This window comes from Kluyvera sp. CHPC 1.251, from assembly GCF_036759945.1.
Lineage (GTDB): Bacteria > Pseudomonadota > Gammaproteobacteria > Enterobacterales > Enterobacteriaceae > Kluyvera > Kluyvera sichuanensis.
Genome location: NZ_JAPKIC010000007.1, coordinates 58,459 through 70,489, shown reverse-complemented (window position 1 = coordinate 70,489; position 12,031 = coordinate 58,459). Strand labels below are relative to the sequence as shown.

Annotated in this window: 12 protein-coding genes; 1 reads left to right on the top strand and 11 read right to left on the bottom strand. The window is 54.3% G+C overall.

From position 1 onward, the window contains the following. Positions 1 to 9 precede the first annotated feature (9 nt). The 5 genes from chbR to osmE all read right to left on the bottom strand — a co-directional run bounded on the left by chbR (position 10) and on the right by osmE (position 3,651). Positions 10 to 834 (bottom strand): transcriptional regulator ChbR, encoded by an 825-nt coding sequence (gene chbR, locus V6940_RS14610; RefSeq protein WP_333496355.1) that lies wholly within the window; start codon positions 832 to 834, stop codon positions 10 to 12. A 25-nt stretch (positions 835 to 859) separates the two neighbouring features. Then, positions 860 to 1,207, bottom strand: coding sequence for a PTS N,N'-diacetylchitobiose transporter subunit IIA (chbA, locus tag V6940_RS14605; protein WP_333496354.1), 348 nt, complete (start codon positions 1,205 to 1,207; stop codon positions 860 to 862). Positions 1,208 to 1,261: 54 nt separating this feature from the next. Further along, positions 1,262 to 2,620: a PTS N,N'-diacetylchitobiose transporter subunit IIC gene (chbC, locus tag V6940_RS14600; protein WP_333496353.1), complete on the bottom strand. Its 1,359-nt coding sequence runs from the start codon at positions 2,618 to 2,620 to the stop codon at positions 1,262 to 1,264. Between the two features lie 84 nt (positions 2,621 to 2,704). Continuing rightward, on the bottom strand, positions 2,705 to 3,025 hold the full coding sequence (locus V6940_RS14595) for a PTS sugar transporter subunit IIB (RefSeq protein WP_035897020.1): 321 nt from the start codon (positions 3,023 to 3,025) through the stop codon (positions 2,705 to 2,707). A gap of 287 nt (positions 3,026 to 3,312) precedes the next feature. Beyond that, complete coding sequence (osmE, locus tag V6940_RS14590; protein WP_333496352.1) at positions 3,313 to 3,651, bottom strand: osmotically-inducible lipoprotein OsmE; 339 nt, start codon at positions 3,649 to 3,651, stop codon at positions 3,313 to 3,315. Between the two features lie 228 nt (positions 3,652 to 3,879). Between osmE and nadE the strand changes: the two genes are divergently transcribed. Next, entirely contained in the window at positions 3,880 to 4,707 is an 828-nt protein-coding gene (gene nadE / locus V6940_RS14585) for an ammonia-dependent NAD(+) synthetase (RefSeq protein WP_333496351.1), read from the top strand. A gap of 99 nt (positions 4,708 to 4,806) precedes the next feature. On the opposite strand, the gene spy is transcribed toward nadE, so the two are convergent. From spy to V6940_RS14555, 6 genes are all read right to left on the bottom strand, one after another. Continuing rightward, entirely contained in the window at positions 4,807 to 5,313 is a 507-nt protein-coding gene (gene spy / locus V6940_RS14580; protein ID WP_333496350.1) for an ATP-independent periplasmic protein-refolding chaperone Spy, read from the bottom strand. 317 nt (positions 5,314 to 5,630) lie between these two features. Beyond that, the gene (gene astE / locus V6940_RS14575) at positions 5,631 to 6,608 is read right to left on the bottom strand and encodes a succinylglutamate desuccinylase (protein ID WP_333496349.1); all 978 of its coding nucleotides are present in this window, start codon (positions 6,606 to 6,608) and stop codon (positions 5,631 to 5,633) included. A 9-nt stretch (positions 6,609 to 6,617) separates the two neighbouring features. Beyond that, a complete protein-coding gene (gene astB, locus V6940_RS14570; protein WP_333496348.1) occupies positions 6,618 to 7,943 on the bottom strand; it encodes an N-succinylarginine dihydrolase in 1,326 nt (441 codons plus the stop codon). After that, entirely contained in the window at positions 7,940 to 9,418 is a 1,479-nt protein-coding gene (astD, locus tag V6940_RS14565; protein WP_333496347.1) for a succinylglutamate-semialdehyde dehydrogenase, read from the bottom strand. Before astD ends, astB begins: the two co-directional genes overlap by 4 nt. After that, on the bottom strand, positions 9,418 to 10,449 hold the full coding sequence (astA, locus tag V6940_RS14560; RefSeq protein ID WP_333496346.1) for an arginine N-succinyltransferase: 1,032 nt from the start codon (positions 10,447 to 10,449) through the stop codon (positions 9,418 to 9,420). Before astA ends, astD begins: the two co-directional genes overlap by 1 nt. Next, complete coding sequence (locus V6940_RS14555) at positions 10,446 to 11,666, bottom strand: aspartate aminotransferase family protein (protein WP_333496345.1); 1,221 nt, start codon at positions 11,664 to 11,666, stop codon at positions 10,446 to 10,448. The genes astA and V6940_RS14555 overlap by 4 nt, the downstream gene beginning before the upstream one ends. Positions 11,667 to 12,031 lie beyond the last annotated feature (365 nt).

Below are 12,031 nucleotides of genomic sequence, written 5' to 3'. Positions count from 1 at the left end.
CGTAGCGCGTTATTTGATAACTGTCAGTTTCTTCCGATAATTACTTGGCGTGAATGAGGTCAGCTTCTTGAATGTTTTGATAAACAGACTTGGACTGCTGTAACCTGACTCATACGCAATATCGGTTACCGAGTAGTTGGTTATTTCCAGTTGTTTCTTGGCAAAGTTAATGCGGATATCATTAATAATCTGCATCGGTGTTTTGCCATAATATCGCTGGGTGGCTCGCGTTAAATATTCCTGGGTTTTCCCGGATAATGCGACCATATTTTCCAGCGCGCCCTCACCAAATTTTAATTTATCGTGCATGGCTTCTACGGTGGCTTTTAACCACGGCGGCGTCACATCCTGCGCCTGCTCTTCCCGGTGATGGCGTAAGCGATTAATCACGTAGAAGGAAACCAGTTCAATAAATTCGTCGAATTCCGTTTCGCGAAAGTGTAGTGAGGCAATAACCGACTCGATGTAACTCAGAAACGTGCTTTTGATCGAATAGACTTGCGAAGCAACCAGCGCAAACGGAATCAGCGACTGATAGTGCGTATCGAAGAAATCTTTGCTGATCCCCACGTTGAGAATGCGCGTGGCACCGAACTCATAGAAGCTCTGGTGATGCGACCCCATCGGGATGAAAACAAAGTCTCCTCGCTCCAGCATGACCCGCTTACCGTTTATCACCTGATAATAGCGGCCGGTCAGTACGATAGTGAACTCGTAGTAATCGTGCTGGTGTAACCCACTGATACTTTCCGTTTTGTTGTAGATGAAGACATGAAAATTTTTACCGTTAAAGAGCTGTTGTTCTCGGGCGGTGTTGATTTCCATGGTGATCATCTTTGGTTGCCTCATAGGGAAAAGCCTATTGTACCTTCTCGTGAAGTTCGATCAATTCAGCAACCAGCTCGCGAGCTAACATTGAAGTCATAAGATGATCTTGCGCATGGACCAGCACCAGGCTGACCTTCATTTTGCCTTCGCCTTCGTCGCTCTCAATCAGCTGAGTCTGCACGCGGTGCGCTTCGCTCAGCGCAATGCGGGACTGGTCCATCGTGGCTTTAGCGGTTTCAAAATCGCCCTGCTTCGCCTGTTTCAGCGCGGCGTATGCCAGGCTGCGAGCCTGCCCTGAGTTGATAATCAGGCCCATCACCACTTCTTCGAGATCGTTTTCCTGCACGTCCTCAGCAACAACATTATCCAGATCAAACATAACTATTCCCTTTTGTGAGGGCGGTATGGAGGTTCGCTCCATACCGCATTGGCATTAGAATTTCAGAGAGGCAGCGATGTCTTCTTCGCTTTCTTCTTCTTCAATGGTGGCCTGCGCCTTGTTCGAAATCATCACGAATGGCAGGTAAACCAGCGTCGAGACACCAAGGTTGAACAGCGCAACAATCAGGGCGGCAACGCTACCGTTACTGTTGAAGAATGCGCCCAGGCCGGTAGGCATGGTCCACGGTGCCAGGTTAGTCACCGGAGGAATGATGCCCATGGAGTAGGCCGCCAGGGTGATAGCTGCCAGAATCGGCTGTACCAGTACGAACGGGATGAACATCACCGGGTTCATGATGATCGGCAGACCAAACAGAATCGGTTCGTTAATCTGGAAGATACCGGATGGCAGAGCCAGTTTTGCCACCTGACGATGGTCAGCGCGACGGGATGCAATGAAGATAGCGATAATCAGACCCAAGGTCGCACCGGAACCACCCAGCAGGATGTAGGAGTCGAGCATCGGTTTCGCCCAGAAGTGGAACTGTTGACCAGCGGCAATCGCAGCGTCAACGGAACCGTACTGGTTGTACAGCGCGATGTTTTCCAGCGCCCATGGGGTCATGATGCCGTTATCCAGCGCCGTCAGCGCCAGGGAACCGTGTACACCGAAGAACCACAGCAGGCTGTTGAATACCACATACGCCCAACCTACCACGCCACCCATCGCCGCCAGCGGCTTGGAGATGGAGTCCATGATGATCTGGTGGAAGTTGCTGCCGTAAGAGGTCAGAATCCAGGAGAGAATCCCGAAGATAGACAGGATCAGGAAGCCCGGAATTAACGCCGAGAAGGAGCGCGCAACCGAAGACGGTACGCTCGACGGCAGGGTAATCACCCAGTTACGACGGATAACGAAGGTGAACAGTTCCGCCACAACCAGACCGATGATCATACCGGAAATAATGTTTTGACCACCCAGCCAGTTTGCACCGACAGCGTAGGCATCGCCGACGCTGTATGGGGTGACGGTCATAAATGCCGCTACCGCCAGCAGGCCTGCTGCCATTGGGTCAACTTTACGTTCTTCTGCTAATGCAGAGCCGATAAAGAAAGGCGCCATCAGCGACATAATGCCTAAGGTACCGTTATAAACGTTACCGCCGATGGCTTTAAAGCTGTCTAAGGTCGCAATGGTTGATGGATCCAGGCGGACCCCCATTGAATAAAAGAATGACCCCTCACCAAAACTCAGGAAAACGTTATTAATTAAGACGAACATGGCCCCCGCAAGGGTCAGCGGCATTAATTTAATAAAACCGTTTTTAATGGCATTGATGTGGGGCTGCTTTCCTATTTTAACAGCAAAAGGAAGGAGTACCTTTTCAAGCGAATCGATCACTTTACTCATAGAAAAATACCCTTAAAAGGCCGCAACCAATATTGCGGCGATTAATTATGAAATAACTCTTTGACGGGAAAAATAAATATAAAATTACTGCGCAGCTGACTTCTTAATTGCAGCAACAGCTGCTTTTAACACACCTAAACCATCGACCTTGCCGTAAAGCGTTGAGTCAATAACTTCAACCGGCTTGTTTGGCAGAATCTTTTTAATATCGTTCAGCATATAGCCGATTTGTGGACCAAGCAGAACAACATCTGCCTCTGGGCCTTTTTCTGCAGCGAACGCTTCAGAGAATGCTTCAATAATTACTGGCACTTCGTATTTCTCAGCCTGAGCTCGCATTTTGGAGACCAGTAATGAAGTGGACATGCCTGCAGAACAAAATAGATAGATATGTTTCTTTTCCATTCACGCTTCCTCAACTTGTGAAATCTGTCATCACCGGGCGATGTTCCATGTGCCCACTACCCTCGTATGTAACAGATGAGTTTCTTCTGTTTATGGGATGAGTATACGGCAACAATTTGTGTACGGATAATTCTCAACACCCAAAAATTGTCTCTCATTGACCTCTCGTTTTGACTACCTTCACACTTTACTCAAAATAATTCGCGACAAGAAATAAGCATCATTTCTCATAAAAAAGCCCGACACACGGGTCGGGCTTTCGTACGAATCCTATAAATGCACGAGGATCACTTCTTGGCGGCAGGGTCTGTGTCGTACTCGGCGCAGGTCTGGTAGCCAGAGTTGATGACGTGGCCGGTGTCATCCAGCGCCACAAAGTAGGTTTCTGTTTTACCATCTCTTTGACCCAGAATGTAGGTCTGGCAGGTTCCACGAGCATGAATCATCTTAATTTCAGTGGATGGCTTACCGGCAATCTGCATCACCTGAGAGCGGCTCATCCCTTTTTTCACATCTTTGACCACCGGTTGCGTGAACTGATCGGCGGTACGGTCGTAGGCGGTACAGCCTGCCAGCATGGTCATTACCGCTGCTGCACCCAGAAGCCCTGCTATATTCTTGTTCATCTTCCCTCTCCTTTTTTGTTGGTGTCCATTAAGCCTGGAATAAATATTGCTATTTATCAAATTACAAGGCGCATTGATTACCGTAACCCACGGTAAATCGGACTAATATCCAGCAGTCAAAACGGTGATCCTTGTCGTTTTACCGTCAAAGAGGTAGTTTTAACACCTTGTTCTGATGGGCCAACGACACGCGATTTTCAGGCTGGCACACACATTCCGGAGGGGTAAATGGCATTACAACAAGACATTATTCAGGCACTCGGCGCAAAACCACAGATTGACGCGCAACAAGAGATCCGCCGCAGCGTAGACTTTCTCAAGGATTATCTGAAAACCTATCCATTTATCAAATCGTTAGTTCTTGGCATCAGCGGCGGTCAGGATTCTACCCTTACCGGCAAACTGTGCCAGCAGGCGATTAATGAACTGCGCGCCGAAACCGGCGACAGCGCACTGCAGTTTATCGCCGTGCGTCTGCCTTACGGCGTGCAGGCCGACGAGCAGGACTGCCAGGACGCGATCACCTTTATCCAACCCGATCGCGTGCTGACCGTTAATATTAAAGGTGCCGTGCTGGCCAGCGAGCAGGCGCTGCGCGAAGCCGGTATTGAACTGAGCGACTTTGTTCGCGGCAATGAAAAAGCCCGTGAACGTATGAAGGCCCAGTACAGCATCGCCGGTATGACGCATGGCGTCGTCGTGGGTACCGACCATGCGGCCGAGGCCATCACCGGCTTCTTCACCAAGTACGGCGATGGCGGCACCGACATCAACCCGATTTTCCGCCTCAACAAACGCCAGGGGAAACGGCTACTGGCCGAACTTGGCTGCCCGGAACACCTTTATAAGAAAGCGCCAACCGCCGACCTTGAAGACGACCGACCTTCTCTGCCGGATGAAGCCGCGCTTGGCGTCAGCTACGACAATATTGATGACTATCTGGAAGGCAAAACGCTGCCAGCGGAAATCGCCAAAACGATCGAAGGCTGGTATCTGAAGACCGAGCACAAGCGCCGCACGCCGATTACCGTATTCGACGATTTCTGGAAGAAATAATTACTTGATTTACCGGCAATAAAAAACCGCCGGAGCTGCCCATTGCCTGATGGCGTTTATGGGCAACTCCGGCGGTCTTAAGACAGTGCGCTGAAGATATTATTCAGCAGGCGCAGGCGGCATTTTACCTTCATGCGCTTTGTGTTCTGTCAGACGCTTCTCAAAATTGGCATTAAATTGCTTTTTCTGATCCGGCGTTAAGATGTTGTAAATCTTGTTCTGGGTTTCCAGACGAGACAGCATCATCTCTTTATGCTGTGCTTCCATCTTGTTGATTTGCGCTTCAGCTTTCGCTTTGTCGAAGCTGTCGCTGGCAATCAGGTTGTGCATCTCGCGCATCTCTTCCTGCGGCGGACGCTTCATATGCTGGCGACTCTCTTTCATGATGTCGCGAACTTGCTGTTTCTGCGCATCGGTCAGGTTCAGCCCCTGGAACATCATGTCATGACGTGGGCCCATTTTACCTTTGTGATGATGCATCATCGTACCGTTCGGCTGCGCCGCGTCGGTGGTGGTCGTCGAGGTGGTGTCCGCAGCGTGAGCCAGGTTAGCCGCGCCCAGAGCCAGCGTAGAGGCAACAAACAGAGCAGTTAATTTTTTCATCATCGAATCCTTACTTTCAGTTATTCTGACGGCGCATCGCCGTGTTGACGAGATTAACTTTACGGGGTTTATCGTCAATTAATCAGAGCGTGCGTAAAACAATGAAAGTGTAAAAAACGATTTCGTGCCAATTATGAGGAAATTAAGGAAAAAATATGGAGAGTTGCAACAAAAATAATCAACTAACTGATTAAGAAGAGATTTTGAAGAAGTATAAAGCAGACATGATTAATAATAAAGCACAACCTTAAGAATAATCCGCAATAAATCCTGGCACAAATAATCAAAGCCGCAGCGCCCCCACGTGCGGCCCAGTTTAATTAATCCATTGGAGGGCAACGTTCCAGCATCAATCCCGCCCGCAGCCCCAGCGCCACCTCAGGATTAGGAAAAAGCACATATTCGCAAGGTGATGACACCACGTAACGCGTATCGCCATCCTCCGCCAACAGCGTCCCCCTGGCAAAAGGGGTAAAGTTTAGCGTCTGCGCTGACATATACAGCCGGAAGTCGGCGCTGCGGCGGGTAATCTGCTGCACGACACGGTAATAAAGCGGCACCGTGTCGGCGCCACCGCCCATCTCCCCCGCCAGCAAATGCCTGAGCTGCCGCGTCACCAGAGCAAACTGGCCTAAATCATTTTGCCCAAACGGTTTGGCTTTCCCCAGCTCAAGGGTACAGGCCAGCGCACCAAAATATTCGCAGCTAAAGTGAGTAAAGGTACCGCCGGGCGACTGATGAAACACCAGCGCCTGCAGACCTGCGGAACCCAGCCAGCGGAGAAACGGCGTTTCCCACGGTGATTCCCGCGCTGGCAGTACACCAAAGCGTTGATGATGCGAACCGCGAATAGCGGTATGCAGATCCAGATGCCAACGCACCTCCGCCAGGCAGCGCTGGTAGAACGCGGTAACCGTCTGCTCAAGGCTGGCGGCACGGATGGTTTCGTCACTGACGGGAAAATGCCGCCAGCGCGCACCGAACATGCGGTTCATATCGCTATGCAGATAGCGCTTGTTATCGCGCAGCGCCGGTGGGTTACCCAGTACCACCAGCAGATGCCAACGCAGCTTAAACTCACCGTTTAAAAGCGCCTTCAGCAAATAATCGACGATCTCCACCGGTGCGGTCTCATTGCCATGAATGCCCGCGGACAGCACCAACGCCTGTGAACAGGGTTCGTGCGGCGTCAGTTGCAGCACGCCGGCTTCACGCCACTCCCAATGGAAGTACGCCGTGTCTCCCTCAGGCTGCTCCGGCAGCCTCCCCGCAAGCGTCAAGGCCAGAAACTGTTTCATACCGCCTCCTTAGCGCTGGAACGGGTAGAGCGAGCCCAGACGCAGTATCTGGGTTAAGCGGTCAAGCGCCTCTCGCCCTTCTTGCAATAGCTGCGGGTCAGCAAGATCGGCCTGAGTTAGCCGGTCCCGGTAGTAGCAATCAACCCAATCATTCAGCGTGGCGAACAGCGTGTCGTTCATCATTACCGCCGGATTCACCGCCTGGCGTTCAGCCTCGGTAAGCACCACGCGTAGACGCAGACAGGCCGGGCCGCCGCCGTTGGCCATGCTTTCACGCAGGTCGAACACCCGCAGTGCGTCTATCGGGTTATCCTGCGCCAGCAGATCGTTAAGGTAGCGCCACACCCGCGGGTGCTCCTGCGCTTCACCCGGCAGTACCAGCATCATGCTGCCGTCAGGCTTGCTTAGCAGCTGGCTGTTGAACAGATAGGTCGACACCGCGTCATCCACCGTTACTCTGGAGGACGGAACTTCTATCGGCATAAATTCCGGCACTTTTTTCGCCAGTTCGCCCATCAGCGCGGACTGGTTCACAAAGGCTTCAGCATGGCAGAACAGCACCTGCCGATTGCTTACCGCGATAACATCATTATGGAACACGCCACGGTCAATGACCTGTGGATTTTGCTGCGCAAAAATCGCCTGATTCGGGTTGATCTGGTTCAGCCGGGCCACCGCTTCGCTTGCCGCCCGCGTTTGCCGAGCCGGATAGCGCTGCGGCTGGTTGCCCTGCCCGCCGTCACGACCATAGACAAACAGCTGCACCCCCGGTTGACCATAATCCCGCCCCAGGCGGTTGTGGTTAGCGGCCCCTTCATCCCCAAACGCCGCCACCGAAGGCAGCGCGCGGTGCAGGGCGAAATGATCAGGGTTGGCAAAAATACCCTCCAGAATGGCCTGAGTGGTCGGCGCCTCACTGGCGCGGTGCAGCAGGCTGCTCAGATTTGCCACCGTCAGGTGCACCTTGCCGTCCAGCGCATCCGCCGAAGGACAAACCGTCGCCGCATTGGCTACCCACATCGCTGAGGCCGAACTGGCGGCGCTCAGCAGTTCAGGAGCCTGCGCGGCCGCTTTGGCGATCACCTGCTCGTCGCGCCCGCTAAAGCCAAGCTGGCGTAGCAGCGCAACGTTCGGTCGCTCCTGCGGTGGGATCACCCCTTGCGGAAATCCCGCGTCCGCCAGCGCTTTCATCTTTAATAGCCCCTGCTTCGCCGCGCGCTGCGGGTTAGAAACCTGATATTGATGCTTCGTCGAGGCTTCATTGCCAAACGACAGCCCGGCGTAATGGTGAGTTAACCCCGGCAGACCGTCAAAGTTCACTTCCCAGGCGTTCATGATGGCACCTCATGCTGAAAATCAAGCCCAGGGTTGAGCGTCGCGGGCAGGGTCAGCAATGGCGATTCGAGGCTGGCCATTGGCCACGCACAGTAGTCCGCGGCGTACCATGCGCCAGGGCGATGGTTGCCGGAGGCACCGGTGCCGCCAAACGGTGCGGTGCTCGCCGCCCCCGTCAGCGGTTTGTTCCAGTTGACGATCCCGGCGCGTGCCTCCAGCAGCAGGCGCTCAAACTTTTCACGATCCGGTGAGATAAGCCCGCAGGAAAGACCGTAGCGCGTGGCGTTAGCCAACCTAATCGCCTCATCAAAATCATCATAGCGCCACACCCCAAGCAGCGGCCCAAAAACTTCTTCATCGGCAATATCGTGCGCTTCACTGAGCTCAACCATCCCCGGCGTCAGCAGCGACGTTCCCGGCTTGAGTAACCGTGGTGCCAGCAGCGTTTTGCCGCCCTTTTCTACCTGCATCTGCCAGGCCTGGTAGACCCGCTCCGCGGCCAGCGGTGAGATAAGCCCGCCGATAAAGGGCTGCGGGTCGGCGTTCCACGCGCCCGGTATAATGCGCCCCGTCACCTCAACCAACCGCTGAAGAAACGCATCGCCCTGCACACCACGCTTCACCAGCAGGCGGCGCGCACAGGTGCAGCGTTGCCCAGCAGTGACGAACGCCGACTGAATGGTCAGGTGCACTGCGGCATCCAGATCAGCAACGTCATCGACAATCAGCGGGTTGTTGCCGCCCATTTCCAGAGCAAGCATTTTTTGTGGTTGCCCGGCAAGCTGGCGATGCAGATGGAACCCTGTTGCTGAACTGCCGGTAAACAGCACGCCGTCGAGCCCCGGCTGAGCACTGAGCGCTTCACCGGTTTCCCGCCCGCCCTGGACTAGATTCAGCACGCCCGCCGGTAACCCAGCCTGCTCCCACAGCTTAACCACCGCCTCGCCGCACGCAGGCGTCAGTTCGCTCGGCTTAAACACCAGCGTATTGCCCGCCAGCAGCGCCGGCACGATATGGCCGTTTGGCAGATGTCCAGGGAAGTTATAGGGGCCAAATACCGCCAGCACGCCGTGCGGTCGATGGCGTAAGGTCGCCGCGCCGTCGGCCATTTCGGTATGGCTCTCCCCGGTACGGCTATGGTAGGCCTTGATAGAGATGGCAATTTTGTTGATCATCGCCGTGACTTCCGTCGCAGCTTCCCAGCGCGGCTTTCCGGTTTCGCGGGCGATGGTGTCGGCCAGCGCGGTTTTATGGGCCTCCAGCAGCGCAGCAAAGCCTTCGACGATGGCCTGACGTTCGCTGAATGGCCGACGTGCCCAGGTGGGAAACACTGAACGCGCGGCGGCAACGGCCTGCTCAACCTGAGCGGCATCGGCGTCATTGCCCTGCCATACCGCTTCTGCCGTCACCGGGTTTGCACTACGACGCGCCTCGCCGTGACCGGGCAGCCAGCGACCATTTATCCATAGGCTCATTATTTTTTCTCCTCAGGGCATAAGCGCACCAGGCGAACGGCGTCGCCCGGGTGACAGTTCAGGGCATCGGACTGCTCGGCGTTCAGGGTCAGTACCTCTGCCTGCGGGTCGGCATGGACCAGCATCGCGCGGTAGTGTTGATACTGTTCGTTGGCGACCACGCACAGCGGTAAATCGGCCCCTGCTGGTTCACCTGCCGTCACCGTCACCAGACGGCTTTTACGCACCGCCCTTACGCGGTCGATATCACACTCCAGCGTTGGGCCACCGTCAAAAATGTCGACATAGTCGCGGTAGCGGAAGCCCTCTTTTTCCAGCACGGCGCGCGCGGGCGCCGTTTGCGGATGCACCTGCCCAATCACCGCCCGTGCCTCTTCGCTGAGAAAATCGGTGTAGATCGGGTGTTTTGGCATCAGCTCAGCGATAAACGCCTTCTGCCCGGTGCCACAGAGATAATCCGCGCGGGCAAACTCCATCGAGAAAAAGCGCTTGCCAAGGCTTTCCCAGAACGGTGAATAGCCGTGGTCATCAATCACCCCGCGCATCTCCGCCACCACCTTGTGGTTAAAGCAGTCGCGGAACGCTGCCATAAACAGAAAACGTGAGGATGACAGCAGGTGTCCGTTGCTCTCTTTACGCCATTCCGGGTCGAGAAACAGCGAGCACAGTTCGCTGCTGCCGGTGTGATCGTTGGTCAGAAACAGCGTTGGCAGCGCGTTGTAGACGTTCAGCTCTTTTGACGCATGCACCAGCGTCCCTACCCGATAGTTATACCAGGGGTCGTTAATGCCGACGGCCACTTCGATGGCGCACACGCCCACCACGTCACCGCTGCGGGTATCTTCCATCACAAACACATAGCCCTGGTCACCGCGCGGCAACGTGCCCTGCCAGGTCGCCTGCGAGCGAGCAATTCGCGCCGCCAGTGTATGTTCATCCTGCGGCAGCGAGGTCAGCCCGCCGCCGGTTTTTCCGGCCAGTTTCAGCAGGCCGGGCAGATCGCCGGACGCGATGGGACGGATAATCATCATGATGACTCTCCCGCGACAAAACGTTCACAGGCCGCGGCGAAACGGTTGAGACCGAGCGTCACGTCCTCTTCTTTGACGATGAGCGCCGGGGCAAAACGCACCACATTCGCCCCGGCAATCAGCACCATCAGCCCCTCTTCCGCTGCCAGCAGGCTTATCTGCTTCGCTTTCCCGGCGTATTCGTCACGCAGCGCGCAGCCAATTAACAGGCCGATGCCGCGAATCTCTTTAAATAATCCAAACTGGGCGTTGATGGCCTGCAGTCGTTCTTTAAACCACTGCTCGCGCTGTTTGACGCCGCTCAGCACCGCAAGTGTGTTAATAATAGAAAGCACTTCACCTGCCACCGCGCAGGCCAGCGGGTTACCGCCGTAGGTCGTGCCGTGGGTACCAACGGTCATGACGCTCGCCATCTCTTCGCGCGCTAGCATCGCACCAATCGGGAATCCGCCGCCCAGCGCTTTCGCGGTGGTCAGCAGATCCGGCGTGATGCCGTAGTGCATATAGGCGTACAGTTCACCGGTACGGCCCACGCCGGTCTGCACTTCATCGAAAATCAGCACCGCATGATGGCGATCGCACAGCTCGCGCAGCTCACGTAAAAACTCAAGCGTCGCCGGAATCACCCCACCTTCGCCCTGAATCGGCTCAACAATTACCGCACAGGTGCTGTCATCAATCAGCATGCGCGCGGATTCAAGATCGTTATAAACCCCGTGACGAACGTCCGGCGGCAACGGCGCAAAGTCCTGAGAATAGGTGGGCTGTCCGCCTGCGGTGACGGTAAACAGCGTGCGCCCGTGGAACGCATTCTTGAAGGCTACAATGCCGCTTTTATGCGCACCGAAACGGTCGTGGGCGAACTTACGCGCCGTTTTCAGCGCCGCTTCGTTGGCCTCAGCTCCGGAGTTACAGAAGAAAATGCGGTCAGCAAAGGTGGCGTCAATCAGCTGCTTCGCCAGTTTCAACGCTGGCTCATTGGTATAGCCGTTGCCGGTATGCCAGAACTTCGTCGCCTGCTCGGTCAGGGCGCGGACCATCGCTGGGTGCGCATGCCCCAGGGCGTTTACTGCAATACCGCCAGCAAAATCGATATACCCTTTGCCCTCTTGATCCCACAGCCAGGCCCCCTCACCGCGAACAGGAATAAACGCTGCCGGGGCGTAAACCGGCATCATCCACTGATCAAAATTTTGACGGCTGATTGACTGAGACATAGCGACCTCGATAAGTAAATAAATGGTTTATTTTATGTTAATGAATTGATGTTTTTCCCTTTAAATGTAGATTGCACGGTTCGTGCCAGCGAGAGGTAAAAATGCATAAACGGAGTTTGATAACGGAATATCAATAAGTTACAAAAATCACTTATTCACTATAAGTGCATAAAAAGTGAATATTAGTGACATCAGTCGATGATTGCAGGGTGAAATTAAGAAATATTATGCATCCGCAAAATATCATTCTGGATTTGTGATCAACTGCGAAATTTATCGTAGATTTACGCCTTATTACGGCGCAGATTGCCTCAATCTGGTGCAGATTTTGCTCTGCAACATGGCAGCGGCAATAAAAGAAATTG